General features: G+C 72.7%; 27 protein-coding genes. 11 read left to right on the forward strand and 16 right to left on the reverse strand.

From position 1 onward, the window contains the following. The first annotated feature begins 31 nt into the window (after nt 1-31). Together miaB and IRQ30_RS01535 are read left to right on the forward strand one after the other, a co-directional pair. Nucleotides 32-1,552 (forward strand): tRNA (N6-isopentenyl adenosine(37)-C2)-methylthiotransferase MiaB, encoded by a 1,521-nt coding sequence (gene miaB / locus IRQ30_RS01530; protein ID WP_193611283.1) that lies wholly within the window; start codon nt 32-34, stop codon nt 1,550-1,552. After that, nucleotides 1,552-2,283 (forward strand): Type 1 glutamine amidotransferase-like domain-containing protein, encoded by a 732-nt coding sequence (locus IRQ30_RS01535; RefSeq protein ID WP_193611284.1) that lies wholly within the window; start codon nt 1,552-1,554, stop codon nt 2,281-2,283. Before miaB ends, IRQ30_RS01535 begins: the two co-directional genes overlap by 1 nt. 298 nt (nt 2,284-2,581) lie before the next feature. On the opposite strand, the gene IRQ30_RS01540 is transcribed toward IRQ30_RS01535, so the two are convergent. Genes IRQ30_RS01540 through IRQ30_RS01560 form a run of 5 tightly spaced genes read right to left on the reverse strand, consistent with a single transcriptional unit; the run spans nt 2,582 to nt 4,152 of the window. Continuing rightward, nucleotides 2,582-3,019 carry a hypothetical protein gene (locus IRQ30_RS01540; RefSeq protein WP_193611285.1) on the reverse strand — a complete coding sequence of 146 codons (438 nt, stop codon included), beginning with the start codon at nt 3,017-3,019 and terminating at the stop codon, nt 2,582-2,584. After that, a complete protein-coding gene (locus tag IRQ30_RS01545; protein ID WP_193606578.1) occupies nt 3,016-3,300 on the reverse strand; it encodes a hypothetical protein in 285 nt (94 codons plus the stop codon). Before IRQ30_RS01545 ends, IRQ30_RS01540 begins: the two co-directional genes overlap by 4 nt. Before the next feature lie 11 nt (nt 3,301-3,311). Then, on the reverse strand, nt 3,312-3,794 hold the full coding sequence (locus tag IRQ30_RS01550; RefSeq protein WP_193611286.1) for an NUDIX domain-containing protein: 483 nt from the start codon (nt 3,792-3,794) through the stop codon (nt 3,312-3,314). Continuing rightward, on the reverse strand, nt 3,791-3,952 hold the full coding sequence (locus tag IRQ30_RS01555) for a hypothetical protein (RefSeq protein ID WP_193611287.1): 162 nt from the start codon (nt 3,950-3,952) through the stop codon (nt 3,791-3,793). Before IRQ30_RS01555 ends, IRQ30_RS01550 begins: the two co-directional genes overlap by 4 nt. Then, nucleotides 3,949-4,152, reverse strand: a complete 204-nt coding sequence (locus IRQ30_RS01560; protein WP_193606575.1) for an antitoxin — start codon at nt 4,150-4,152, stop codon at nt 3,949-3,951. The genes IRQ30_RS01555 and IRQ30_RS01560 overlap by 4 nt, the downstream gene beginning before the upstream one ends. A 49-nt stretch (nt 4,153-4,201) precedes the next feature. Here IRQ30_RS01560 and miaA point away from each other — a divergent pair, with 49 nt between their 5' ends. After that, the gene (miaA, locus tag IRQ30_RS01565) at nt 4,202-5,119 is read left to right on the forward strand and encodes a tRNA (adenosine(37)-N6)-dimethylallyltransferase MiaA (protein ID WP_193611288.1); all 918 of its coding nucleotides are present in this window, start codon (nt 4,202-4,204) and stop codon (nt 5,117-5,119) included. On the opposite strand, the gene IRQ30_RS01570 is transcribed toward miaA, so the two are convergent. After that, on the reverse strand, nt 5,101-5,673 hold the full coding sequence (locus tag IRQ30_RS01570; protein WP_193611289.1) for a dihydrofolate reductase family protein: 573 nt from the start codon (nt 5,671-5,673) through the stop codon (nt 5,101-5,103). The two genes, miaA and IRQ30_RS01570, sit on opposite strands and share 19 nt — an antisense overlap. A gap of 86 nt (nt 5,674-5,759) precedes the next feature. On the opposite strand from IRQ30_RS01570, the gene IRQ30_RS01575 reads away from it, so the two are divergent. Genes IRQ30_RS01575 through IRQ30_RS01595 form a run of 5 tightly spaced genes read left to right on the forward strand, consistent with a single transcriptional unit; the run spans nt 5,760 to nt 9,495 of the window. Then, on the forward strand, nt 5,760-6,698 hold the full coding sequence (locus IRQ30_RS01575) for a helix-turn-helix domain-containing protein (RefSeq protein ID WP_227466762.1): 939 nt from the start codon (nt 5,760-5,762) through the stop codon (nt 6,696-6,698). Next, nucleotides 6,698-7,249, forward strand: coding sequence for a dihydrofolate reductase family protein (locus IRQ30_RS01580; RefSeq protein WP_193611291.1), 552 nt, complete (start codon nt 6,698-6,700; stop codon nt 7,247-7,249). Before IRQ30_RS01575 ends, IRQ30_RS01580 begins: the two co-directional genes overlap by 1 nt. Continuing rightward, nucleotides 7,246-7,881: an MSMEG_1061 family FMN-dependent PPOX-type flavoprotein gene (locus IRQ30_RS01585; RefSeq protein ID WP_193611292.1), complete on the forward strand. Its 636-nt coding sequence runs from the start codon at nt 7,246-7,248 to the stop codon at nt 7,879-7,881. Before IRQ30_RS01580 ends, IRQ30_RS01585 begins: the two co-directional genes overlap by 4 nt. Beyond that, the gene (dapF, locus tag IRQ30_RS01590; protein ID WP_193611293.1) at nt 7,878-8,699 is read left to right on the forward strand and encodes a diaminopimelate epimerase; all 822 of its coding nucleotides are present in this window, start codon (nt 7,878-7,880) and stop codon (nt 8,697-8,699) included. Before IRQ30_RS01585 ends, dapF begins: the two co-directional genes overlap by 4 nt. Nucleotides 8,700-8,718: 19 nt before the next feature. Then, nucleotides 8,719-9,495 (forward strand): SDR family NAD(P)-dependent oxidoreductase, encoded by a 777-nt coding sequence (locus IRQ30_RS01595; RefSeq protein WP_193611294.1) that lies wholly within the window; start codon nt 8,719-8,721, stop codon nt 9,493-9,495. Between the two features lie 121 nt (nt 9,496-9,616). Here the strand turns inward: IRQ30_RS01595 and IRQ30_RS01600 are convergent, their stop codons facing one another. Both IRQ30_RS01600 and IRQ30_RS01605 read right to left on the reverse strand, forming a co-directional pair. Next, a complete protein-coding gene (locus tag IRQ30_RS01600) occupies nt 9,617-10,246 on the reverse strand; it encodes a nucleoside/nucleotide kinase family protein (RefSeq protein WP_338089519.1) in 630 nt (209 codons plus the stop codon). Between the two features lie 10 nt (nt 10,247-10,256). Beyond that, entirely contained in the window at nt 10,257-10,799 is a 543-nt protein-coding gene (locus IRQ30_RS01605) for a maleylpyruvate isomerase family mycothiol-dependent enzyme (protein WP_193611296.1), read from the reverse strand. A 51-nt stretch (nt 10,800-10,850) separates the two neighbouring features. On the opposite strand from IRQ30_RS01605, the gene IRQ30_RS01610 reads away from it, so the two are divergent. The 3 genes from IRQ30_RS01610 to IRQ30_RS01620 all read left to right on the forward strand — a co-directional run bounded on the left by IRQ30_RS01610 (nt 10,851) and on the right by IRQ30_RS01620 (nt 14,047). After that, the gene (locus tag IRQ30_RS01610; RefSeq protein WP_193611297.1) at nt 10,851-11,693 is read left to right on the forward strand and encodes an AraC family transcriptional regulator; all 843 of its coding nucleotides are present in this window, start codon (nt 10,851-10,853) and stop codon (nt 11,691-11,693) included. Nucleotides 11,694-11,751: 58 nt separating this feature from the next. Then, nucleotides 11,752-13,284 carry a GTPase HflX gene (hflX, locus tag IRQ30_RS01615; RefSeq protein ID WP_193611298.1) on the forward strand — a complete coding sequence of 511 codons (1,533 nt, stop codon included), beginning with the start codon at nt 11,752-11,754 and terminating at the stop codon, nt 13,282-13,284. Between the two features lie 76 nt (nt 13,285-13,360). After that, on the forward strand, nt 13,361-14,047 hold the full coding sequence (locus IRQ30_RS01620) for a GDSL-type esterase/lipase family protein (RefSeq protein WP_193611299.1): 687 nt from the start codon (nt 13,361-13,363) through the stop codon (nt 14,045-14,047). On the opposite strand, the gene IRQ30_RS01625 is transcribed toward IRQ30_RS01620, so the two are convergent. The 8 genes from IRQ30_RS01625 to IRQ30_RS01660 form a co-directional block, all read right to left on the reverse strand. Then, nucleotides 14,003-14,983 carry a sugar phosphate isomerase/epimerase family protein gene (locus tag IRQ30_RS01625; RefSeq protein ID WP_193611300.1) on the reverse strand — a complete coding sequence of 327 codons (981 nt, stop codon included), beginning with the start codon at nt 14,981-14,983 and terminating at the stop codon, nt 14,003-14,005. The genes IRQ30_RS01620 and IRQ30_RS01625 overlap by 45 nt on opposite strands. A gap of 84 nt (nt 14,984-15,067) precedes the next feature. Further along, entirely contained in the window at nt 15,068-16,066 is a 999-nt protein-coding gene (locus tag IRQ30_RS01630; protein WP_193611301.1) for a sugar phosphate isomerase/epimerase family protein, read from the reverse strand. Between the two features lie 41 nt (nt 16,067-16,107). Next, nucleotides 16,108-17,238: a Gfo/Idh/MocA family protein gene (locus IRQ30_RS01635; RefSeq protein ID WP_193611302.1), complete on the reverse strand. Its 1,131-nt coding sequence runs from the start codon at nt 17,236-17,238 to the stop codon at nt 16,108-16,110. Beyond that, nucleotides 17,225-18,097 carry a sugar phosphate isomerase/epimerase family protein gene (locus IRQ30_RS01640; RefSeq protein WP_193611303.1) on the reverse strand — a complete coding sequence of 291 codons (873 nt, stop codon included), beginning with the start codon at nt 18,095-18,097 and terminating at the stop codon, nt 17,225-17,227. Before IRQ30_RS01640 ends, IRQ30_RS01635 begins: the two co-directional genes overlap by 14 nt. A 144-nt stretch (nt 18,098-18,241) precedes the next feature. After that, the gene (locus IRQ30_RS01645) at nt 18,242-19,474 is read right to left on the reverse strand and encodes a substrate-binding domain-containing protein (RefSeq protein WP_193611304.1); all 1,233 of its coding nucleotides are present in this window, start codon (nt 19,472-19,474) and stop codon (nt 18,242-18,244) included. Then, a complete protein-coding gene (locus IRQ30_RS01650; protein ID WP_338089520.1) occupies nt 19,474-20,586 on the reverse strand; it encodes an ABC transporter permease in 1,113 nt (370 codons plus the stop codon). The genes IRQ30_RS01645 and IRQ30_RS01650 overlap by 1 nt, the downstream gene beginning before the upstream one ends. Next, nucleotides 20,583-21,596: an ABC transporter permease gene (locus tag IRQ30_RS01655; protein WP_193611305.1), complete on the reverse strand. Its 1,014-nt coding sequence runs from the start codon at nt 21,594-21,596 to the stop codon at nt 20,583-20,585. The genes IRQ30_RS01650 and IRQ30_RS01655 overlap by 4 nt, the downstream gene beginning before the upstream one ends. Continuing rightward, nucleotides 21,593-23,125, reverse strand: a complete 1,533-nt coding sequence (locus tag IRQ30_RS01660; protein ID WP_338089521.1) for a sugar ABC transporter ATP-binding protein — start codon at nt 23,123-23,125, stop codon at nt 21,593-21,595. The genes IRQ30_RS01655 and IRQ30_RS01660 overlap by 4 nt, the downstream gene beginning before the upstream one ends. Between the last annotated feature and the right edge of the window lie 31 nt (nt 23,126-23,156).

Consider the following 23,156-nt stretch of genomic DNA (forward strand, 5'->3'; position numbering starts at 1 on the left):
GGCGGGCGCGCCGCCGTACGCTTTCGGGGTCATGTCTGCCACTCCCACGAGCGCTCCCGCACGCACCGCCGTCGGCTCCGCGCGCACCTACGAGGTCCGCACCTACGGGTGCCAGATGAACGTCCACGACTCCGAGCGCCTGACCGGGCTGCTGGAGACGGCCGGCTACACCGCCTTCGACCGCGCGGACGCGGCGGCCGAGACGCAGGCCGACGTCGTGGTGTTCAACACCTGCGCGGTCCGCGAGAACGCCGACAACAAGCTCTACGGCAACCTGTCGCACCTGGCGCCGATCAAGGCCGCCAACCCGGACATGCAGATCGCCGTCGGCGGCTGCCTGGCGCAGAAGGACCGCGACACGATCACCGCCAAGGCGCCGTACGTCGACGTCGTCTTCGGCACCCACAACATCGGCGCGCTGCCGGTGCTGCTCGAGCGCGCGCGGGTGCAGCAGGAGGCCCAGGTCGAGATCCTGGAGTCGCTGGACGTCTTCCCCTCGACCCTGCCGACCAAGCGCGAGTCCGCCTACGCCGCGTGGGTGTCGATCTCGGTGGGCTGCAACAACACCTGCACGTTCTGCATCGTGCCGGCCCTGCGCGGCAAGGAGAAGGACCGCCGCCCCGGCGACGTCCTCGCCGAGATCGAGGCGCTGGTCGCCGACGGCGTCTCCGAGGTGACCCTGCTCGGGCAGAACGTCAACGCCTACGGGGTGGAGTTCGGCGACCGCCAGGCCTTCTCCAAGCTGCTGCGCGCCTGCGGGTCGATCGAGGGGCTGGAGCGCGTGCGCTTCACCTCGCCCCACCCGGCGGAGTTCACCGACGACGTCATCGAGGCGATGGCCGAGACGCCCCACGTGATGCCGTCGCTGCACATGCCGCTGCAGTCCGGCTCCGACCGCGTGCTGAAGGCGATGCGCCGGTCCTACCGCTCGACCAAGTACCTCGGCATCATCGAGCGGGTGCGCGCCGCCATGCCCGAGGCCGCGATCACCACCGACATCATCGTGGGCTTCCCGGGCGAGACCGAGGAGGACTTCCAGGCGACGCTGGACGTCGTGCGGCAGTCGCGCTTCTCGGGTGCCTTCACCTTCCAGTACTCCAAGCGCCCCGGCACCCCGGCGGCCACGCTCGACGAGCAGGTCCCGCCCGACGTGGTCAAGGACCGCTACGGCCGCCTGGTCGAGCTCGTCAACGACATCGCCTGGCAGGAGAACCAGCGCCTGGTCGGGCGCCGCGTCGAGCTGATGGTGTCGGAGGGCGAGGGTCGCAAGGACGCCGAGACGTTGCGCCTGTCCGGCCGTGGTCCCGACAACCGGCTCGTGCACTTCCTCGCGCCGGCGGAGCCGGTGCGTCCGGGCGACCTGGTCACGGTCGACATCACCTACGCCGCCCCGCACCACCTGGTCGCCGACAGCCCCGCCGTCGTGCGCCGCACGCGCTCCGGCGACGCGTGGGAGGCCCGCCAGGGTCGCCCGGCGGACGCCGGCGTCTCGCTCGGCATGCCCACGCTCGGCGTGCCCGCGCCGCTGCCCGCCGCCCCGGCCTGCCGCTGATGGTCGCCGACGCCCCCACGATCCTGGCCACCTCCGGCGGCATCGTCGCCGGGTCGCGCACCCGCTGGGAGGTCGGCCCGCTCACGCGCCACGCCGTCGACCTGGCCGGCGTCACCGGCCGTGCGCCGCGGGTCTGCTACGTCGGCACCGCCGGCGGCGACGCGGCGGAGGGCATCCGCAACTTCTACGACATGGCCCAGCTGGCCGGCTTCGCCGGCTCGCACCTGTCGCTCTTCACCATGCCCAACGTCCCCGACGTACGGGAGCACCTGCTGGCCCAGGACGTCATCTGGGTCTTCGGCGGCAGCGTCGCCGGGCTGCTGGCGACGTGGGAGCTGCACGGCGTGGGCGAGGCGATGCGCGAGGCGTGGGAGGCCGGCGTCGTCCTGACCGGCGTCTCGGCGGGCTCGATCTGCTGGCACGTCGGCGGCACCACCGACTCCTTCGGCCCGGACCTGCGCCCGATCACCAACGGCCTGGCGCTCCTGCCCTACTCCAACGGCGTCCACTACGACTCCGAGGAGCAGCGCCGCCCGCTCTTCCAGTCGCTGGTCGCGGACGGCACCCTCCCGCCGGGCTACGCCACCGACGACGGCGCCGGCCTGCTCTACCGCGGCACCGAGCTCGTCGAGGCCCTCGCCGAGAACGGCTCCGCCGGCGCCTACTCCGTCGACCGCACCCCCCACGGCACCGCCCTCGAGACCCCGCTCGACGTGCGGCGCCTGCGGTAGGCGCCGTGGTCCAGATTCGCCGGTCGACCGGCGAAACTCACGCCTGACCGACGAAGCTTCAGCGGTCAGGGTCCAGAAACGTGCGCGGAGGTGTCACCCACGTCGGCAGTTGGGGCATCGGACGGACCTGTCCGCGCTTGAGCGACCCGATGTGCTGACCAACTGCCGACATCGAGCTCGGGCACGGGCCTGACCGACGAAACTCCCGCCTGACCGACGGAGTTTCGGCGGTCAAGGTCCAGTTTCGCCGGTCGACCGGCGAAACTCACGCGGGCGGCGCACGGCACCGCGGGGCCGCTCAGTCGGAGCGCGGGTCCTTGCTGGAGTAGCCGGCCTTGGGCTCGAGGCCGTCGGGGCTGGGCTCGTGGCCGCCGGTCGACTGCTCGGGCGGGGCGTCGTCGAGGGAGGTGGTGCGGCCCTCGCTGGTGTCGCGTACGCCGGTGGCGGCGTGCTGGCCGGGGCCGGCGTGGCCCTCGCGCTCACTGCTCACGCCGAGGTCGCCCGAGGGGTCCTGGTCCGACGACTGGATGTCGTAGTCGTCGTCGGGTACGTCGGGACGCGCCTCGTGCCCCTCCGGACCGGCCTGACCCTCCGGACCGGCCTTCCCGGCCTGCCCCTCCGGACCCTCCGGACCGGCTTGCCCGGCCCGCCCGGCCTGCCCTTCAGGACCGGCCTGCTCGTCCTGCCCAGCCGGCCCCACCGGACCTCCGGCCCCCGCGGCGCCCTCGCCGCTCATACCGGGTTCTCCCGGTCGGCCTCGTCGGCGCCACCGGTGTTGTCCTCGTCGGTCTCCGTCTCGGTGGCCTCGGTCGAGGTGTCCTCACCCTCCTGCACCTCGTCGGGCTCGTCCTGGATGGCGGGGTTGTCCTGCGGGTCCAGGTCGGCGGGCGTCGGGTCGCCGTCGGCGGCCTCGCCGTCCACGCCGTCACCGTGGTCGATCGCGTCGACGCCTCCGGGGTTGGGCTCGCCGGGCTCGATCTGCGGCTCGGGCTTGGGGCCCAGGTCTTCGTCAACCATGCGGCGTCTCCTCAGAATCCGAAGGTGCTGTAGGGCTTCGTGGTACCCGACCGCACCGACTGCAACACAGCCAGCTCGTGCGGCACGACGGGGTCGGGCAGCGCGTCGAGGGCGCACCAGCGCAGCTCGGCGCACTTCTCGGGCTCGACGACGCGGGGCTCGCCGGTCCAGGTCCGGGAGGTGAAGAAGAAGTCGACCCGCTCGTCGATCGCGTCGGCGTGGCGGGTGCGCTGCATCGAGGTCACGAACCGCAGGTCCAGCCCGCTGACGCCGATCTCCTCGGCCGCCTCGCGCTCGGCGGCGTCGTACGCCGTCTCCCCGCGCTCGACGTGCCCGGCCGCGGCGGCCGCCCAGTGGTCGTCCATGTAGCCGGTGTTCTGCCGCAGCTGCAGCAGCACCTCCGGCCCGGTGACCCCGTCACGCACCAGGAAGACGTAGGCCGCGGGCACGACCACGAAGCGGCCGTGGGTGTCGCCGCTGCCCGGGTCGCTCACTGGGACGGCTGGTCCTCGGTGGTGCCGGCGTTCTCCTCCTGGAGGGGGTCGGTGTGGCCGTCGTCGTGCTCGTCGGGCAGCTCGCTGTCGTGCTCGCCCGGCGGGGTGTCGAACGGCTCGCCGGTCAGCTCGTCGTCGGTGGTCGGCGACTCGCTCATCGCAGGTCGTCGTTCTTGCCGTCGAGCTTGTCCAGCCCGTCCTTGGCCTTGGACTGCACCTTGGCGATCTTGTCGGCGTGCTTGCCGCCGGTCTTCTGGTCGGCCGCCGCGGCGGCCTTGTCGATGCCGTCGGAGATCTTGTCCCCGTGCTTGTCCACGGCGTCGGTCAGCTTCTTCTTCGCGTCGTCCAGGAAGCCCATGGCGCTCCTCCGTGTCTGGGTCGGGGTGGTTGCTTGCCACACTAGCCACATGACCCTGCCCCCGATCGTCGCGCTCGTGGGCGCGACCGCGTCGGGCAAGACCGGGCTGTCGCTCGACCTGGCGCAGGCGCTGGGCGGGGAGGTCGTCAACACCGACGCCTTCCAGGTCTACCGCGGCATGGACATCGGCACCGCCAAGGTCCCGCCCGCCGAGCGGCGCGGCATCCCTCACCACCTGCTCGACCTGCTCTCGGTGCGCGAGCCGCTCACCGTCGCGCACTTCCAGGACCAGGCCCGCGAGACCGCGGCGCGACTGCGCGGCGACGGCACCACCCCGGTCCTGGTCGGCGGGAGCGCGCTCTACACCCGCGCCGTCCTGGACCGCTTCGACTTCCCGGCGACCGACGAGGCCGTGCGCGCGCGGTGGGAGGCCGAGCTGGAGCGCGTCGGCGCCCGAGCCCTGCACGCGCGCCTCGCCGAGATCGACCCGGGGGCCGCGGCCAAGATGGTGCCCGACAACGGCCGCCGCGTCGTGCGGGCCCTCGAGGTCATCGAGATCACCGGCGAGCCGTGGTCGGCGGCCCTGCCCGAGCTCACGTACGCCGACCCGGCGACCGTGCAGATCGGCCTCACCATCGACCGACCGGCCCTCGACCGCCGCATCGAGCAGCGCGTGGACGAGATGTTCGCCGCCGGGCTGGTCGAGGAGGTCGAGCGGCTGCTCGACGAGGGCCTGGCCGAGGGTCGTACGGCGTCGCGCGCCATCGGCTACCGCGAGGTGGCGGCCTTCCTCTCCGGCGACATGACCCTCGACGCCGCCCGCGAGCGCACGGTCATCGGGACCCGCCAGTTCTCGCGCCGGCAGGACGCCTGGTTCAAGAAGGACCCGCGCATCGTCTGGGTCCCGTTCGACGCCCCCGACCGCGTGGAGCAGGCGCTCGCGGCGGTTCAGCGCACGACGTCGTAGACCACGTGCACGGCGTGCGCCGACGCGCGTACGTCGCGCCGCTCCAGCCGGTGCCCGCCCACGCCCTCGAAGAGCGGCGTGCCCGCCCCGAGCACCTCGGGCGCCATGTGGAGGCTGAGCCGGTCCAGGAGCCCGGCCGCCAGGCACGAGCCCACGAGGGCGCCGCCGCCCATGACGTGGACGTCGCCGGGGCCCGCGGCCGCGACCGCCGCCGAGACCGCAGCGGCCGGTCCGTCGGTCACGAACGTGAAGTCGTGGGTGTCGGCGAGCCGCACCCGCTCGGGCGGACTGCTCGTCACCACGAAGAACGGCGGACGCGTGTCCTGGCGCGCGCCGTAGCCGAGTCCCGGCGCCCATCCCTCGGGTGAGTCCACGGCGTCGAACGTCGTGCGGCCCATGACCACGGCCCCGGCGGCGCCGACCTCCACCAGCACCTCGCGGTCGACCGGGTCGTCGCTCGCGAGGACCCAGGAGTGCAGTCGCTCCACGCCGTCGCCGGCGCCGCTGACGAAGCCGTCGAGGGAGAGGGTGATGTCGCCGATCACGGTGGTCATGGACGTGCCGACCCCGCCGGTGGCCCGGACTCATCGGAGCAAGTTCGGTCGGGCGCCGGTGCTCGGGGCGGTCCAGACTGGTGGACATGGAGGGACGTGACCGGCTGCGCGAGCTGCTCGACGCCGTGCTGGACGAGGAGCACCGCACGCTCGACGAGATGGCGGGCGGCGCGCACTCCTCGCCGTACCACTTCAGCCGGCTGCTCAGCCGCGACACCGGCGAGCCGCCGGTGTCGATGCGGCGTCGGGTGCTGCTCGAGCGCGCGGCCTGGCGGCTGCGCGGCGGCACGTCGGTGACGGACGCGGCGTTCGAGGCCGGCTACGAGTCGGTCGAGGGCTTCAGCCGCGCCTTCCGTCGCGCCTTCGGCCACGTGCCCAGCCACGTGTCCAGTCACATGTCCAGCCACGTGTCCAGCCGGGACCGCGAGGGTGGCCACTGGCTGCCCGCCCCCAACGGCATCCACTTCCACCCGCCCACCTCGCTGTGGGTCCGCGCGCAGGAGCACTCGATGAACCCCGTGACCGAGCTGATGGTCCAGCACGACCTGGACGACACCCGAGCCCTGATCGACCTCGCCAAGGGGCTCGGGGCCGATGACTACCGGCGCGACCACCTGCCCGGCAACACCGTGCTGGAGTGGGACGGCGAGGAGGCGTCGCTCGCGGCCGTGCTGGAGCACCTGGTCTGGAGCAAGGAGGTGTGGCTGGCCGCCATCGAGGGCCTGGACCTGCCGGCCCGCGGCGACGACGACCCGGCGTCGCTCCTCGCCCGCCACGACGCCGTCGCCCCGCGCTGGCTGGCGACCGTGCGCGCCATCGACCGCCGCGGCGGCTGGGAGGACCGGCTCGTCGACGCGCTCTGCGAGCCGCCGGAGAGCTTCGTGATGAGCAGCGTGGTCGCCCACGTGCTCACCTACGCCGCGCACCGTCGCCACCTGGTCCGCCAGCTGCTGCGCGCCGGCGGCCACGCGGTCGACCAGGGCGACCCGATCGACTGGCTGCGCGCCCGGACGGGAGTCGCGTGATGACGCGGACGACGTACTACACGGCGACCACGCTCGACGGGTTCATCGCCGACGAGCACGACTCGCTGGACTGGCTGTTCGTGCAGGACCAGGACGAGTCCGGGCCGATGGGCTACGACGAGTTCATCCAGGGCATCGGCGCGATCGCGATGGGCGCCACGACGTACGAGTGGGTGCTCGCCCACAACGCCCGGACCGGCGACCCCTGGGCCTACGACATGCCGGCCTGGATCTTCACGCACCGCGACCTGCAGCCGGTCGCCGACACCGTGACGATCACTTCCGCCCCGGTGCCGCAGGTGCACGCCGAGATGGCGTCCGCGGCCGCGGGCAAGGGGATCTGGGTGGTGGGCGGGGGAGACCTCGCCGGGCAGTTCGCCGACGCGGGCCTGCTCGACGAGATCGTCGCCCACGTCGCGCCGGTCACCCTGGGCGCCGGACGCCCCGTCTTCCCGCGGCGCCACGCCCTGCGGCTGGTCGAGGTCGCGCAGAACAAGGCGTTCGCCTGCCTCCGCTACGAGGTGGTCGGGCCCCCTACGCTGTGGGAGTGAGCACCGCTGCCTGGCCCGAGATCACGACGCTCGACGAGCTCGTCGCCCTGCTCGGCGAGCCCAACGCGCGGGCCGTCGGCAAGGGCCGCACGTCGCTGCTCGACGTCGACCGCGACTGGCTCGCCGCCTCGCCGTTCTGCGTCATGGCGACCTCGAGCGCGTCGGGCGCCTGCGACGCCTCGCCGAAGGGCGACCCCGCGGGCCGGCTCGTGCACGTCGTCGACGACGTGACGATCGCCCTGGCGGAGCGGCCCGGCAACCGCCGGGCCGACGGCTACAAGAACATCCTCGACAACCCCCACGTCGGTCTCGACTTCCTGATCCCTGGCCGCGGCGACACCCTGAGGATCAACGGCCGGGCCCGCCTCGTCAGCGACGCGCCGTTCTTCGACGAGCTCGTGGTCAAGGGCCACCGCCCGATCCTCGCGGTGGTCGTCGACATCGAGGAGATCTTCTTCCACTGCACCAAGGCGTTCCTGCGCTCGCAGCTGTGGAAGCCCGAGACCTGGGACCCCACCGGCCTCGTGCCTCGCCGGGCCGTGCTCGCCCACGACGTGGAGCCCAGCGGCAAGACGATCGAGGAGCTCGACGAGTACTACGGACCCTCCTACGAGGAGCAGCTGTACGCATGACCTACGACTTCCTCAAGGGCCACGGCACCGAGAACGACTTCGTCCTGCTGCCCGACCACGACGGCACCGTCCACGGCGACCTCGACCCCGCGCGCGTGCGCGCGCTGTGCGACCGGCGCGCCGGGATCGGCGGCGACGGCGTGCTGCGCGTGGTCCGCACGGACGCGATCGAGGCCGGCCGCGGCCAGGACGCCGAGTGGTTCATGGACTACCGCAACCACGACGGGTCCCTCTCGGAGATGTGCGGCAACGGCATCCGGGTCTTCGCCCGGCACCTGGTCCAGGAGGGGCTCGTCGACCCCGCGTCGCCCATCCCGGTGGGCACGCGCGACGGCGTCAAGGTGCTCACGATGCGCGACGACGGGCTCGTCACCGCCGACATGGGGACCCCGCAGGTGCTGGGCGAGACCGAGGTGTCGGTGCCCGGCCACTCCTGGCCGGCCACCCACGTCGACGTCGGCAACCCGCACGCGGTCGCGTTCGTCGACGACCTGGCCGACGCGGGGGACCTGGTCACCCCGCCGACCCACGACGAGGCGGTCTACCCCGACGGCGTCAACGTCGAGTTCGTCGTGCGCCGCGGCGCCGCCCACGTGGCGATGCGGGTGCACGAGCGCGGCTCGGGCGAGACCCGCTCCTGCGGCACCGGCGCCTGCGCGGTGATGGTCGCGGCCGCCGTCGCCGACGCGGCGCCGCGCGGCACGACGTACCGGGTGGACGTCCCCGGCGGCACCCTCTCGATCGTGTGGACGGCTGATGACCGGATCCTGATGACGGGTCCCGCGGTGCTCGTGGCCCGCGGGACCACCGACCTCTAGCCGCACTAGAGTCCGGCCCATGGAACTCACCGGATCTTCTGCCATCGTCACCGGCGGCGCCTCGGGCATCGGCGCGGCCGCCGCCCGCGCGCTCGCCGCCCGCGGTGCGACCGTCGTGGTCGCCGACCTCCAGGCCGACAAGGGCGAGGCCCTGGCCGAGGAGATCAAGGGCGTCTTCGCCCAGGTCGACGTGACCAGCACCGACCAGATCGCCGCCGCGGTCAAGGCCGCCGCCGACATCGCGCCGCTGCGCGCGGTCGTCAACTCCGCCGGCATCGGCTGGGCCCAGCGCACCATCGGCCGCGACGGTCAGCTGGAGTCGGCGCACTCCCTCGAGGCGTTCACCAAGGTCGTGCAGATCAACCTCATCGGCACCTTCGACATGGTCCGCCAGGCCGCCACCGTGATGAGCCTGAACGAGCCCGACGAGGACGGCTGCCGCGGGGCGATCGTCAACCTCGCCAGCGTCGCGGCCTTCGACGGCCAGATCGGCCAGGCGTCGTACTCCGCGTCCAAGGGCGGCGTCGTCGGCATGACCCTCCCGGTCGCGCGCGACCTGTCCGCCTCCGGCATCCGCCTCAACACCGTGGCGCCGGGCCTGATCGACACCCCGATCTACGGCGAGGGCCCCGACGCGGATGCCTTCAAGGAGAACCTCGGCAGGAACGTGCTGTTCCCCAAGCGCCTCGGCACCCCCGCCGAGCTCGCCAGCATGGTCGTCGAGTGCCTCACCAACGCCTACATGAACGGCGAGGTCGTCCGCGTCGACGGCGGCATCCGGATGCCCCCCAAGTAGCACCTCCGGTGGTCGAGCAGGGACGAAGTCCCGTCGCCCTCGTGGGTTGAGGAGGGACGAAGTCCCGTCTCGAAACCCTGTCGGCAGAAGGGGTTTCGAGACAGGCGCTAGCGCGCCTTCCTCAACCCCCGGGGGTCTCGGCGAGGTGGGTGAGGTCGAGGACCAGATCGGCGCGGCCGGCGGCGGCCTGGACCCGCACCGCGTTGGGCTGGTCGACCCGCTCGACCCAGGCGCGAGCCTCCTCCGGCGTCTTGCCGAAGCGGACGTGGCGCGCGACGAGCCGCTCGAGGCGCAGGTCGTCGTCGACCACGACGTGCCAGACGTCGTCGAGCTGGGCGCGCACGCGGGGCCAAGGCTGCTCGGGCAGCAGCAGGTAGTTGCCCTCGGTGACGACCAGCCGGGCGTCGCCGGCAACGGGCAGCGCGCCCGCGAGCGGCTGCTCCAGGTCGCGCTCGAACGCCGGCGCCAGCACCAGGTCCTCGCGGTCGCGCACCCGCCGCAGCAGGGCGGCGTACCCGGCCGCGTCGAACGTCTCGGGCGCGCCCTTGCGGTCCCGCAGCCCGCGGCGGTCGAGCTCGACGTCGGCGAGGTGGAAGCCGTCCATCGGCACGACGGTCGCGGCGTGCCGGGCGGCCAGGAGCGCGGCGAGCGTCGACTTCCCGGCGCCCGGGGCGCCGGTGATGCCCAGCATCCGGCCCACGGCCGGGAGCAGGTCGGCCAGCTCGTGGCCGTCGGGGGAGAGGGGCAGCACCCCTCCAGTCTTACGCCGCCCGGCCCATCCGCGCGAGCAGCCGCACCTGACGCGGCGCATCGGCGGGCGTCTCGAGCGCGGGCCGGCAGACGCCCTCGCCGTAGAGGTGGTCCCCGAAGCCGTCGAGCGCGGCGTCGATCCGGTCCATCTCCGCGTCGTCCCAGGTGACGTCCCGGCCCAGGGCGCGGGCGACGTCCCAGTGGTGGACCAGCAGGTCGAAGCCGTAGAAGCGGGCCAGGGTGTCGGCGACGGTGGTGCGCCCGAAGTAGCCGTCGTACTCGCGGGAGACGAACGCCTCGTCGGCGACCGCGCGCCGTACGGCGTCGGTGTGCGCGGCCCACACCGCGTCCGGGGGGCCGCTCGGCCGCTCGCCGAGGTCGGCCTCGCGCTGGGCGAGGAAGTCGCGCTGGGTGTCGACGACGTGGTCGACGACGTCGGCGGCGCTCCAGCCCTCGCACGGGCTCGGCGCCGACCAGTCGGCGTCGTGGGCGGAGGTGAGCAGGGCGGTGAGGCGGTGGGCGTCGGCGAGGTACTGGTCGGTGAGGTCGGTCATGGCCCCATCGTGGCGGCCGCGGTGTCGGTGGGTCTGGTAAGAATCCGACACATGCCCGAGGAGCCGGTCGCACCCCGCGCCGTCGACCCGATCGAGCGCGCCCACCTGCGCGACGAGCGGGGCTTCAGCCCTCCGGTCCACCGCTTCGTGCCCACCCCGGCCCTGGCCGACCTCGTCCGCCGCTACTGGCTCCCCGTCTGGTCGCTGCCTCCCGGGCGCTCGACCACCCAGCGGGTGCTGCAGTACCCCGTCTGCCTGCTCGTCGTCTCCGACACCTACGCCCACGTGGTCGGGCCGGCCACCGGCCTCTCGACGAAGCAGCTCAGCGGCTCCGGCTGGGCCGCGGGCGCCATGCTCCAGCCGGGTGCGGGCTCGCTGCTCCTCGGCGGCCCCGTGACGATCACCGACACCCACGTCGACCTGGACACCGTGGCGACCCTCGACGGGGCGAGGCTCACCGAGTCGGTGCGTGAGGCCATGGCGCCGGCCCCTGCCGAGGGCGAGCGCCAGCTGGCGGCCGTGCTGGCCATCGAGCAGGCCATCGGCGGGCTCACCCCGCTCGACGAGGAGGGGCTGCTGGTCAACGCGCTCGTCGAGTACGTCGAGGGCGACCCGCGCGTGCAGCGGGTGGGGCAGATCTGCGAGAAGTTCGCGCTCTCCGAGCGCAGCCTCCAGCGCCTCGCCGCCCGGCGCATCGGGCTGAGCCCCAAGTGGCTCATGCAGCGGCGCCGGCTCCACGAGGCCGCCGAGCGCCTCGGCGCCGACGGGGAGGTCGACCTGGCCCGCGTCGCCGCCGACCTGGGCTACACCGACCAGGCCCACTTCGGTCGCGACTGGCGCCGCGTCACGGGCCTCACGCCCGGCGCCTACGCCGCCCAGCGGCGCCTGCCGTAGGCCGCTCACCCGAAAGGGGTTCGCGCGGCACCCGTCCCCGACCTACTCTGGAGGGCGTATGACTACCGCGAACGCAGACGACTTCTCCCTCGACGACGAGCTCGAGGCCACCGACGCCTGGGACGACACCCAGTCCGACGACGCGCCCGACGACTCGCCCGACGATGCTCCCGACGACTCGTGGGCCGACGACCCCGACCCCGAGGAGCCCACCGCCGGCGCCATGGAGCTGGCCGAGCGCCACCAGCTGCGGCGCGTGGCCGGGCTCCGCACCGAGCTCGAGGACATCACCGAGGTCGAGTACCGCCAGCTCCGCCTGGAGCGGGTCGTGCTCGTCGGGGTCTGGACCGACGGCACCGTGCAGGACGCCGAGAACTCCATGGCCGAGCTCGCCCTGCTCGCCGAGACGGCCGGCTCGGAGGTGCTCGAGGCGATCTACCAGCGCCGGCAGGCGCCCGACCCCGCGACGTACGTCGGTCGCGGCAAGGTCGAGGGCATCGCCGAGATCGTGCAGGCGACCGGCGCCGACACCGTGATCTGCGATGGCGAGCTGGCGCCCAGCCAGCTGCGCAACCTCGAGGACCGGGTCAAGGTCAAGGTCGTCGACCGGACCGCGCTGATCCTCGACATCTTCGCCCAGCACGCCCGCTCCGCCGAGGGCCAGGCCCAGGTGGAGCTGGCGCAGCTGAGCTACATGAAGCAGCGCCTGCGCGGCTGGGGTGGCAACCTCTCGCGCCAGGCCGGTGGCCGGGTCGGCGCCGACGGCGGCGGCATCGGCGGCCGTGGCCCCGGTGAGACCAAGATCGAGACCGACCGGCGTCGCATCAACGACAAGATCGCCAAGCTGCGCCGCGAGCTCAAGGCGATGAAGGGCACCCGCGACACCAAGCGCCAGGACCGTCAGCGCCACCAGATCCCCTCGGTCGCGATCGCCGGCTACACCAACGCCGGCAAGTCCTCGCTCCTCAACCGGCTCACCGGCGCCGGCGTGCTCGTCGAGGACTCCCTGTTCGCGACGCTCGACCCGACCACCCGCCGCACCACCACCAGCGACGGCCGCGTCTACACGATGAGCGACACCGTCGGCTTCGTGCGCCACCTGCCCCACCAGCTCGTCGAGGCGTTCCGCTCGACGCTGGAGGAGGTCGCCGACTCCGACCTGATCCTGCACGTGGTCGACGGCTCCCACCCCGACCCGGAGGGCCAGATCGGCGCCGTGCGCGAGGTGCTCGCCGAGATCGGCGCCGACAAGGTGCCCGAGGTGGTCGTCATCAACAAGGCCGACGCCGCCGACCCGCTGGTGCTGGCCCGGCTGCGCCAGCGCGAGCCGCACTCGGTCGTGGTCAGCGCCAGGACCGGCGAGGGCATCGCCGACGTCCTGGCACTCGTCGAGGACGAGCTGCCGCGCCCCGACGTGGAGTTCCGGGCACTGCTGCCCTACGAGCGTGGCGACCTGCTCAACCGGATCCACCAGCAGGGCGAGATCGCCTCGCTGGAGCACACCGGTGACGGCACCCTCGTCAGCGGTCGGGCCAACGAGGACCTGGCCGGCGACCTGGCGGCCTACGCCGCGGACGCACCGATTCGCTGAACCCACCACGCGCCTTGCGCGCGTGACGGAGAATGGTGACGTGGTCCTTCGGGGGGTTGCGGCGCGTAAGCCGCTCGTGCTGACGCTGCTGGCTGCCCTGGCGGCGAGCGTCGTGCTGACCTTCCAGCTCACCGACGACGCCGAGGGCGCCTTCGCCCAGCGCTGCGAGCGCTTCGCCGAGGCCTCGGCGTGGCGCGCCGACCACGACAACGACAACGGGCCCGGCACCCGGGTCGTGGTGATCGGCGACTCCTACTCCGCCGGCCTGCGGCTGGACCGGCCCGAGGAGTCCTGGCCCGCCCACCTGCCCGGCACCGTGCACGTCGACGGCTTCTCCGGCTCCGGCTTCAGCGCCCGCGCCAGCGGCTGCGGGCCGGTGTCGTTCGCGGACCGGGCGCCCCGGGCGCTGGCGGACGGTGCCGACCTGGTGGTCGCCGAGGGCGGCCTCAACGACTACGACCGCACCGAGGCCGAGATCACCGAGGGCTTCCGCCGCCTCGTGCGCGCGGTCGGCGACGTGCCGATGCTGGTCGTCGGCCCGCCGCCGGCGCCACTGCGCGGTCGCCACGTCGCGCGGGTCGACGAGGTCCTGGGGGACCTCGCCGCCCGCCACGGCGCGACGTACCTCTCGATGGTCGACGCCGACCTGCGCTACCTCGACGACGGCCTCCACCTCACCCCCGGAGGCCACGAGGAGTTCGGCGACCTGGTCGCGGCCTCAGTAGTCCAGGTGGTCGAGGTAGAGGTGGCCGACCGCCGCTGACGTCAGCGGCGACACGTCGGGGTTGTCGTTCTCAACGATGTATTCCTCCACGGTGTGGCTGCGGAAGATCCGCGGGAAGTCGACGACCCCCGTGCCGAGGTCGGCCATGTCGCCGGTCTGGGCGTCGCGGTCCTTGACGTGGAACTGGCGCACCCGGAGCGGTGCCCGCCGCACCACGTCGATGGCGAACCGGTCGGGGTCGGCGACGCCGAGGTTCACGCCCGCGGTGAAGGCCCAGTAGAGGTCCACCTCGAGGTGGACCAGCCGCGGGTCGAGGCGCTCCATGAGGATCTCCCAGGGCGTCACCCCGCCGCCGAGGTCGGTCGTGAACTCGTGGGCGTGGTTGTGGTAGCCGTAGTGCAGCCCCCAGCGCCTGGCCTGGCGCGCCTCGGCGTTCATCTGGTCGGCCCACCGCTCCCAGTCGGCGCGCGTCGCGGAGTTGAGGTAGGGCACGACGACGTACCGCTGGCCCAGGATGGCGGCGTTCTCCAGCTTGGTGCTCAGCGCGGCCGGGGTCGCGCTGATGCCGTCGTGGCTCGACGTGGCCTTGATCCCCAGCCCGCGCAGGAAGCGGCGCAGCTCCGTCGCGGTCCGGCCGTAGTAGCCGGCCAGCTCCACCTTCTCGTAGCCGTACTGGGCCAGCCGCTGGAGCACGACGTCGAAGCCCGGCTGGCCGCCCAGGGCGGCGCGCAGCGTGTAGAGCTGGATGCTGATCCGGTCGTGGGGCACCGACCGCTGCCGGGAGTGCCCGCGCCTCTCGACGGGCCTCTCTCCGGGCGCCGCGGCCGCGGCCGCTCCGGCACCCGCTGCGAGCCCGCCGGCGACCCCGACGGCCGCCACTCCCGCCGCGGCTCCCCGCAGCACGTGGCGCCGCGGGGCGCCCTTCTCGACCAACGAGCGCCGCAGCGCTGCCTCTCCGACATACCCGAAACACATGACGTATCTCCATCTTTCGGGTCCCGACCCGTTCGGGACCGAAGTGCGTTGCCCCCCGGTGGGCTCCCCCCAGAGCGCCGGGCGCTAGGCGCTGAACGCCGCGTCGAAGGACTGGGCCGGAGGGTCGTAGTCGAACCTCCGGAGGAACTCCAGCGCCTCGGGAGCGCCGTGCAGGCGGTCCATGCCGGCGTCCTCCCACTCGACCGAGACCGGACCGGCGTAGCCGATGGCGGCCAGGGCGCGGAAGCAGTCCTCCCACGGAACGTCGCCGCGGCCGGTGGACACGAAGTCCCAGCCGCGGTGCTGGTCGCCCCAGGGCAGGTGCGAGGACAGCACGCCGTTGCGGCCGCCGCCCAGCCGCATCCGGGTGTCCTTGCAGTCGACGTGGTAGATCCGGTCGGCGAAGTCGGTGATGAAGGCGACCGGGTCGAGGTTCTGCCACATCATGTGGCTGGGGTCCCAGTTGAGCCCGAACGCCGGCCGGTGGCCGATCGCCTCCAGGGTGCGCACGGTCGACCAGTAGTCGTAGGCGATCTCGGAGGGGTGCACCTCGTGGGCGAACCGCACGCCGCACTCGTCGAACACGTCGAGGATCGGGTTCCAGCGGTCGGCGAAGTCCTGGTAGCCGGCCTCGATCGTCGAGGCGGGCACGGGCGGGAACATCGCGACGTACTGCCAGATGGCGGAGCCGGTGAAGCCGATGACGGTGTCGACGCCGAGCCGCTGCGCCAGCCGCGCGGTCAGCTTCATCTCCTCGGCGGCGCGCTGGCGCACGCCCTCCGCGTCGCCGTCGCCCCACACCTGCGGGCGCACGATCGCCTGGTGGCGGGCGTCGATCGGGTCGTCGCAGACCGCCTGGCCGGTGAGGTGGTTGGAGATCGCCCAGACCTTGAGGCCGTGGCGCTCCAGGAGCTCCAGACGCTCGGCGATGTAGTCGTCGTCGTCCCAGCGCCAGGCGTCGAGGTGCTCGCCGGAGACGGCGATCTCGAGACCGTCGTAGCCCCAGCCGGCGGCCAGCCCGGCCACCTCCTCGAGCGTGAGGTCGGCCCACTGTCCGGTGAAGAGGGTGAAGCGCTTGCCCATGAGGACTCCTAGCTCGTCATCTGGTCGTCAGGTGCAGATCGTCACACGTCGACGCAGGTGCCGGAGCGTGCGTCGCTGGCCTCGATGGCGGACAGCACCCGCTGCACCGCCAGGCCGTCCTCGAACGACGGCGCCGGGGCGACGTCGTTGGCGATGGCGGTCAGCAGGTCGGCCGCCTGCGAGGTGAAGGTGTGGTCCCAGCCGAGCGTGTGGCCCGGCGGCCACCACGCCGCGAGGTAGGGGTGGCTCTCCTCGGTGACGAGGACCCGCCGCATGCCGGTGCCGTCGTCGACGCCGAGCTCGTTGAGGCGCTCCAGGTCGAAGCTGAGCGCGCCCTCCGAGCCGTAGACCTCCAGGCTGAGCCCGTTCTTGCGTCCCGTGGCCATGCGGCTCACCTCGACGCTGGCGACCACGCCGGAGGCGGTCTCGAGCGTGGCCCAGGCGGCGTCGTCGACGGTGACCTGCTCGCGTCCCTCGCTGCCGTCGCGCTCGGGCACGAACGTCTGCAGGCGGCCCCGGGCCGTGACGACCCGCTCGCCGAGCAGGGAGTGGAGCTGGTCGATGACGTGGGAGCCGAGGTCGCCGAGCGCGCCGGAGCCGGCCTCGTCGCGGCGCAGGCGCCAGGTCATGGGGGCGGTCTCGTCGGAGAGCCAGTCCTGGAGGTACGCCGCCCGCACCTGGCGGACCTGGCCGATGCGACCGTCCGCGATGAGCTGGCGGGCCAGCGCGAGCGCGGGCACCCGGCGGTAGTTGAAGCCGATCATCGAGCGTCCGGTGGCCGATGCGGCGGCCGCGACCATGGCCTCGGACTCGGCCACGGTGTTGGCCAGCGGCTTCTCGACCAGGACGTGCTTGCCAGCGGCCAAGGCGGCCAGGGCGATGTCGGCGTGGAGGTGGCCGGGGGTGCAGATGTCGACGATGTCGATGTCGTCGCGGCCGATGACCTCGGCCCAGTCGGTGGCCGACTCCGCCCAGCCGTAGCGCTCGGCGGCGGTCTTCACCGCCGCCGGGTCCCGGCCGACCAGCACCTGCTGGCGCACCGGCGGCACGTCGGGGTAGAACGCGCCGACGTTGCGCCAGGCGTTGGAGTGGGCCTTGCCCATGAAGGAGTAGCCGATGACGGCGACCCCGAGCGGGCGGGTGCCGTCGGTGGCGTGGTCAGTAGAGGACATGTGATGTGTCTCCGTCCAGGGAGCGCAGGAACGCGAGCCCGTCGCGAGCGAGGTCGTCCGGCGAGGCCGCGAGCGGCCGCCAGATCGACGCCGCCACGGCGATCGACGCGTTGTCGGGGGTGAAGCTCTCGATGTTCAGCGGGCCGGCGTAGCCGACCTCGTCCAGCGCCGCGACGAGCGCGGGCCAGTCGGTCTGGTCGCCGCCGGGGGCGCCGCGGTCGCTGCCGCAGACCTGCACGTGCACGAGGTGGCGTCCGGCCGCGCGCACGGCCGCGGCGCTGGAGCGCTCCTCGATGTTGAGGTGGTAGGTGTCGAGCGCCAGGCCCACGCCCTGCTCCAGCAGCGGCCCGAGGCCGGTGAGCGCCTGGTCGACGGTGTTGACGAGCGAGGTCTCGTAGCGGTTGAGCGGCTCGACGCCGATCCGCACCCCGGCCGCCGTCGCGTGGTCGGCCACGGGGGCGAGGTGCTCGCGCCACTCGGCGTACGCCGCGGTGCGCTCGTCGTCGCTCAGGCGCCACACGCGGCCGGTCTGGGCGTAGAACGGGCCGCAGACGCTGGTCGCGCCGATCGCCTCGGCGAGGTCGACGGCGCCGCGGAGGTAGTCCTGGGTGCGCGCGACGGTCGCGGCGTCGGTGGCGACGAGGTCACGGCCGGGCGCCATCGCCGCCACGACGTACGGCGTGAGGCCGGCCTCGGTGAGGCTCGCGGCGGTGCGGGCCGGGTCGAGGTCGCCGACGTTCTCGAGCGGCAGCTCGACGGCGTCGAAGCCGAGCTCGGCGATCCGGGTGAGCAGGGCGGGCAGCACCGCGTCGGTCAGCGGGGACGTCCACACCCAGGTGTTGATGCCGATCGCGCGCATGGAAGGACCTTCGGAGGAGGGGAGGGGCCTCGGGGAGGCCCGGAGGCATGGTTCGGAGAACAGGGGTGGAGCAGGGATGGGGCAGGGGTGGAGCAGGGTGCGTGGGCCGGCCGGCGGCGAGGAGACCGCCGGCCGGCCACACGGTCAGGGAATCTTGCGGTCCTGCCAGACCTGCGGGTAGCCGGGCAGGTCCTCGCCACCGAACTTGGCGTAGTGGCCGTCGGGCATCCCGTCGTTCTCCTCGAGGAAGTCGGCGCGCTCGTCCTCGGTGATCGGAACCTGCGGGAGCACCCACTCGCTCGGGATGGCCTCGCCCTTGACGATCTTCTCGACCGCCAGGAGCGTGGTGCGCCACTGGAAGTTCGAGTAGACGGGAGCCAGGCCGGTCAGGCCGGTCTCCTCCCACTTGCGCAGGAAGCTCATCTCGTCCTCGCCGGTCATGACCGGGAGGTCGACGCCGGCGTCCTCGAACGCCTCGATGGCGGCGACGGCGCCGTCACCGGCGTCCATCCAGATGCCCTTGACGTCGCCCTTGACGAGCTCGTCACTGATGATCTGCTTGATCTTGCTGGGGTCGGCGCCGGTGAAGTAGTCCACCGCGTCGATGCCGTTGTCCTTGAAGATCTTCTCGGCCGCGGCCCAGCGGGTCTCCAGCACGTCGACGCCGGGCAGGATGCGCAGCGCGACGACCTTGTCGCCCTCCTCGAGGTTCTCGCTGAGGAAGTTGGCGGTGTCGATGCCCCACGCGTAGCCACCGATCGGGTGGATGAACGAGGTGTAGCAGTCGGTGTTGACGCCGCGGTCGAAGACGATGACCGGCTTGCCGGTCTCGCAGGCGCGCTCGACGGCCGGGGTCATGGCCGCCGTGGAGTTGGGGGAGATGATGAAGACGTCGCAGTTGCCCTCGGCGATGAAGTAGTCGATGTCGGCGATCTGCGTGTTGTCGTCGTCCTGCGCGTCCCGGGTCTCCATCTCGCCGATGACCTTGGAGTCCTGGAGGGCCTTGAGCTGCTGGTTCATGGTGATCCAGCCGGTCTGGCGCCACGGGTTGCTGATCGAGGCGTTGGCGAAGCAGACCTTCTGGGCCTCCTGCGTCGCGTACTTCTTGGTGTCCGTCATGGGACCGTCGATGTACTGCAGCCACGGGGTGGCGTCGTCGCCCTCGAACGTCGCGGAGCGCTGGGCGTCCTGCTCGTCGAAGTCGGCCTGGACGAACCACTCCGTGTCGGCGGAGGCGTCGGCCGACTCCGAGGTCTCCGGGTCCGCGCCGGCGTCCGGTGCCGGGTCGTCGACCGAATCATCGGTGCTACATGCCGCGAGCACGAGCAGTGCCGCAGCGGACACCACGGCGCCTCTCAGCAGTGGACTCTTGCGCATCAGTTGTCTCCATTGGTCGTGCCCGGGGTGGGCGTGGTGGGGATCCGAGTAGAGGGGGCCTGGCGGGCGGACCCGCGCGGGCGACGGCCGGCCTGCCAGCCACGGGCGGCGACGGCGACGGCGAGGATGATGATCACGCCCTGCACGGTGTCGCGCCACGTGGACTCGACCTCCTTGACCGTGAGCAGGGTGAAGAGCAGCTCGAGCGCGATGGCGCCCGCCGCGGCGGAGAGGACCCACCCGCGGCCGCCCCCGAGCAGCACGCCGCCGAGCACGACCGCGGTGATCGCGGTGAACTCGTAGCCGTCGCCCACCGACGGGTGCACGCCGGCGTAGCCGACGAGCAGGATCCCGGAGACCGAGGCGGCGAGCGAGGAGATCATGAAGGCGCGGGTCTTGAGCCACCACACCGACGTGCCGGAGCGCTCGGCCGACTCGGGGTTGTCGCCGACGGCCAGCAGGTTGCGGCCGAACGGGCGGCGCATCAGCCAGGAGGCGACGATCGCGAGGACGACCAGGATGAGCAGCGGGTAGGGGAGGAACTCCACCAGCGGGACGTTCTCGAAGCGCCCGCGCCCGATCTCGCGGAACTCGTCGACCGGGTTGCCGGTGGCGGCGCCGCCGGTGAGGTAGGAGACCAGGCCGCCGAGCGCCAGCATCATGCCGAGCGTCACGATGAAGCTCGGCACCCGCAGCAGGGTGGTGACCACGCCGTTGACGAACCCGACCGCGGCGCCGACCAGCAGCATCAGCACGGTGACGGGCACGACCTTGTCGGGGTCCTCGCCGATCATGTTGCCGGCCAGGACGACCTGGGTGCCGATGACGGCGCCCATCGAGAGGTCGAACTCGCCGGAGACGATCACGTAGTACTGGCCGATGGCCGCGATCGCGATCGGGGCGGTGCGGCCGAGGAAGAGCATGACCACGCCAGGGTCGCCGAAGTTGGGGTTGGCCTGGATCGTCGCGATCAGGAGCACCGCGGCGAGCACGAACACGGCGCCACCGGGCGTCAGGATCGCCGCGAGCAGCCGACCGCCGAGGCCGCGTTGGTGCGCGGGGATGGCGGCCCGGGCGGGTGCCGGGGTCGAGGTGGTCACGGGGGTGCTCACTTGGTCTCCTGCAGGACGGCGTCCAGGCCGGTGGGCCGGTCGAAGCGGGCGGGGCGCCGGTCGATCTCGCGACCGGCGTAGACGGCGACGGCAGCCACGATGACGAGGCCGCGGATGACGTCCTTGAGGAACGGGTTGACCTGCATGACGCCCATGACGCTGTCGAGGACGGCGAAGATCGCGACGCCGGCGAGGGTGCCGACGATGTTGCCCTTGCCGCCGGCCAGCAGCGTGCCGCCGAGGACCACGGCCGCGATCGACATCAGGTCGTAGTCGCCCTGGCTGCCGATGGTGGGGCTGCCGACGCTGAGCCGGGAGAGGAGCAGGAGCCCGGCCACGGCGGCGAGGACGCTGCACAGGACGTGGGCGACGACGACCGGCACGGAGGTGCGGATGCCGGACAGGCGCGCGACCTCGGGGCTGCCGCCGACGGCGTAGAGGTGGTGGCCCAGCCGGGTGCGGCGCAGCATGAGGATCGCCAGCAGCGCGCAGCCCAGCATGATCAGGAAGGTGAGCGGGACCGGGCCGATCTGGGTGGCGTCGATGAGCCGGAACGAGCGCGGCGCGAGGCCGTGGCTGCCCTGGTAGTTGCTGCCGATGTAGCCGCTGATGATCAGGCCCATGCCGAGCGTGGCGACGAACCCGTGCACCTTGAGGAAGCTGACGACCAGGCCGTTGGCGAGGCCGATGACCGCCGCGATGCCGAGCGCGAGGAGCACGGCGGGCACGACGTTGCCGGGCTCGCCGGCCATGTGGCCCGCGGCGAGGACGCTGGTCAGGCTGACGACGAACGGCACCGAGAGGTCCAGGCTGCCGACCAGGATCACCAGCGTCTGGCCGATGGCGATGAGGCCGAGGATCGAGCAGCCGGTGAGGATCGCGTCGATGTTGCCGCTGCTCAGGAAGTTGCGGCCCTCGATGGCGGTCAGGATGGCGCCGACGACCAGGCTGAGCACCAGGACGGCGACGACGATGCCGGTCGAGGTGAGGTGCTGCAGGCGGCTCCTCATCGGGCGACCTCCTCGGTGGGTGCGGGGGTGGTGGTCGCCGGCGCGGCGGTGACGCCGGTGGCGACCTGGAGGACGGCCTCCTCCGAGGAGCCCGCGGGCAGCTCGCCGGCGAGGCGGCCGTCGCGCATGACCAGGATCCGGTCGGACATCCCGATGACCTCGGGGAGCTCGCTGGAGATCATCAGGACGGCGACGCCGTCGGCGGCCAGCGAGCGCATCAGCTCGTAGATGGAGTGCTTGGCGCCGACGTCGATGCCGCGGGTGGGCTCGTCCATCAGCACGACACGGGGGTTGGTGGTCAGCCAGCGGGCCAGGACGACCTTCTGCTGGTTGCCGCCGCTGAGGAACTGCACCTCCTGGTCGGTCGCCCGGGCCGAGACCTCGAGCGAGGACAGCAGGCCGGGGACCTCGCGGCGCGCCTGCGACGTACGCCGCGGGAAGACGGCGCGCACGACGCCGAGGGCGTTGTCGAGGATGCTCTGGTTCAGCGCGAGGCCGGTGGCCTTGCGGTCCTCGGTGACCATCGCGAGACCGGCGCGGATCGCGGCGCGCGGCGAGCGCGGGCGCACCTGCTTGCCGGCGATCGACATGGTGCCGCGGGTGAGGGGGCGGACGCCGAAGATGCCCTCGACGAGCTCGGTGCGGCCCGAGCCCTGCAGGCCGGCGATGCCGACGACCTCACCCGCGCGCAGCGTGAGGTCGATGCCGTCGACGTAGCCGTTGCCGGCGTCACGCAGCTCGAGCGCCGGCTCGCCGACGACCGTGCCCTCGACCGGGTCGGGGAAGAAGGAGGAGATCGAGCGGCCGACCATGAGGCGGACCAGCTCGGCGTCGTCGAGCTCCGCGGCGGGCTTGGTGGTGACCTGGCGGCCGTCCTTGAGCACGGTGATCGTGTCGCAGAGGCGGAAGATCTCCTTGAGGCGGTGGGAGACGTAGAGGATCGCGACGCCGCGCGCGGTGAGCGTGCCGATGATGCCGTAGAGCAGCTCGACCTCGTGCTCGGCGAGCGCGGCGGTCGGCTCGTCCATGGAGATGATCCGGGCGTCGTAGCTGACGGCCTTCGCGATCTCGACGATCTGCTGCTCGGCCACCGACAGCGTGCGCACGCGCTGGCCGGGGCGCAGGCCCGTCACGCCGAGGCCGGTGAGCAGCTCCTCGGTGTCGCGGTGCATCTGGCCGACGTCGACCAGGCCGCGGCTGCGCGGCTCGCGGCCGAGGTAGATGTTCTCGGCGACCGAGCGCTCCGGGAGGAGGTTGAACTCCTGGAACACCGTGGAGATGCCGGCCTGCTGGGCCTGGACCGGGTGGCTGAACGAGACGGTCTCGCCGCCGAGCTCGACGCTGCCGGAGTCGGGGGAGTGGACGCCGGCGAGGATCTTCATCAGGGTCGACTTGCCCGCGCCGTTCTCGCCGACCAGGCCGAGGACCTCTCCGGCGCGGAGCTCGAGGTCGACGTCCTGGAGGACGGTGTGGCCGACGAAGCTCTTGGTGAGCCCTCGGGCCGTGAGGACGACAGATGTTGCTGGCACGGCGCCACTGTGGCACGCGTCACGGACTTCT

It is taken from the genome of Nocardioides lijunqiniae, from assembly GCF_015024225.1.
GTDB lineage: Bacteria > Actinomycetota > Actinomycetes > Propionibacteriales > Nocardioidaceae > Nocardioides > Nocardioides lijunqiniae.

Excerpts from the sequence above, each read along its gene's own strand:
- IRQ30_RS01625 (WP_193611300.1), bottom strand. The coding sequence starts at position 14,983 with ATGTGTTTCGGGTATGTCGGAGAGGCAGCGCTGCGGCGCTCGTTGGTC.
- IRQ30_RS01570 (WP_193611289.1), bottom strand. The coding sequence starts at position 5,673 with ATGACCACCGTGATCGGCGACATCACCCTCTCCCTCGACGGCTTCGTC.
- miaB (WP_193611283.1), top strand. The coding sequence starts at position 32 with ATGTCTGCCACTCCCACGAGCGCTCCCGCACGCACCGCCGTCGGCTCC.
- IRQ30_RS01535 (WP_193611284.1), top strand. The coding sequence starts at position 1,552 with ATGGTCGCCGACGCCCCCACGATCCTGGCCACCTCCGGCGGCATCGTC.
- dapF (WP_193611293.1), top strand. The coding sequence starts at position 7,878 with ATGACCTACGACTTCCTCAAGGGCCACGGCACCGAGAACGACTTCGTC.
- IRQ30_RS01655 (WP_193611305.1), bottom strand. The coding sequence starts at position 21,596 with ATGAGGAGCCGCCTGCAGCACCTCACCTCGACCGGCATCGTCGTCGCC.
- IRQ30_RS01545 (WP_193606578.1), bottom strand. The coding sequence starts at position 3,300 with ATGGTTGACGAAGACCTGGGCCCCAAGCCCGAGCCGCAGATCGAGCCC.
- IRQ30_RS01640 (WP_193611303.1), bottom strand. The coding sequence starts at position 18,097 with ATGCGCGCGATCGGCATCAACACCTGGGTGTGGACGTCCCCGCTGACC.
- hflX (WP_193611298.1), top strand. The coding sequence starts at position 11,752 with ATGACTACCGCGAACGCAGACGACTTCTCCCTCGACGACGAGCTCGAG.
- IRQ30_RS01555 (WP_193611287.1), bottom strand. The coding sequence starts at position 3,952 with ATGAGCGAGTCGCCGACCACCGACGACGAGCTGACCGGCGAGCCGTTC.
- IRQ30_RS01580 (WP_193611291.1), top strand. The coding sequence starts at position 6,698 with ATGACGCGGACGACGTACTACACGGCGACCACGCTCGACGGGTTCATC.
- miaA (WP_193611288.1), top strand. The coding sequence starts at position 4,202 with ATGACCCTGCCCCCGATCGTCGCGCTCGTGGGCGCGACCGCGTCGGGC.
- IRQ30_RS01645 (WP_193611304.1), bottom strand. The coding sequence starts at position 19,474 with ATGCGCAAGAGTCCACTGCTGAGAGGCGCCGTGGTGTCCGCTGCGGCA.
- IRQ30_RS01560 (WP_193606575.1), bottom strand. The coding sequence starts at position 4,152 with ATGGGCTTCCTGGACGACGCGAAGAAGAAGCTGACCGACGCCGTGGAC.
- IRQ30_RS01630 (WP_193611301.1), bottom strand. The coding sequence starts at position 16,066 with ATGGGCAAGCGCTTCACCCTCTTCACCGGACAGTGGGCCGACCTCACG.
- IRQ30_RS01605 (WP_193611296.1), bottom strand. The coding sequence starts at position 10,799 with ATGACCGACCTCACCGACCAGTACCTCGCCGACGCCCACCGCCTCACC.
- IRQ30_RS01595 (WP_193611294.1), top strand. The coding sequence starts at position 8,719 with ATGGAACTCACCGGATCTTCTGCCATCGTCACCGGCGGCGCCTCGGGC.
- IRQ30_RS01540 (WP_193611285.1), bottom strand. The coding sequence starts at position 3,019 with ATGAGCGGCGAGGGCGCCGCGGGGGCCGGAGGTCCGGTGGGGCCGGCT.
- IRQ30_RS01575 (WP_227466762.1), top strand. The coding sequence starts at position 5,760 with ATGGAGGGACGTGACCGGCTGCGCGAGCTGCTCGACGCCGTGCTGGAC.
- IRQ30_RS01610 (WP_193611297.1), top strand. The coding sequence starts at position 10,851 with ATGCCCGAGGAGCCGGTCGCACCCCGCGCCGTCGACCCGATCGAGCGC.
- IRQ30_RS01635 (WP_193611302.1), bottom strand. The coding sequence starts at position 17,238 with ATGTCCTCTACTGACCACGCCACCGACGGCACCCGCCCGCTCGGGGTC.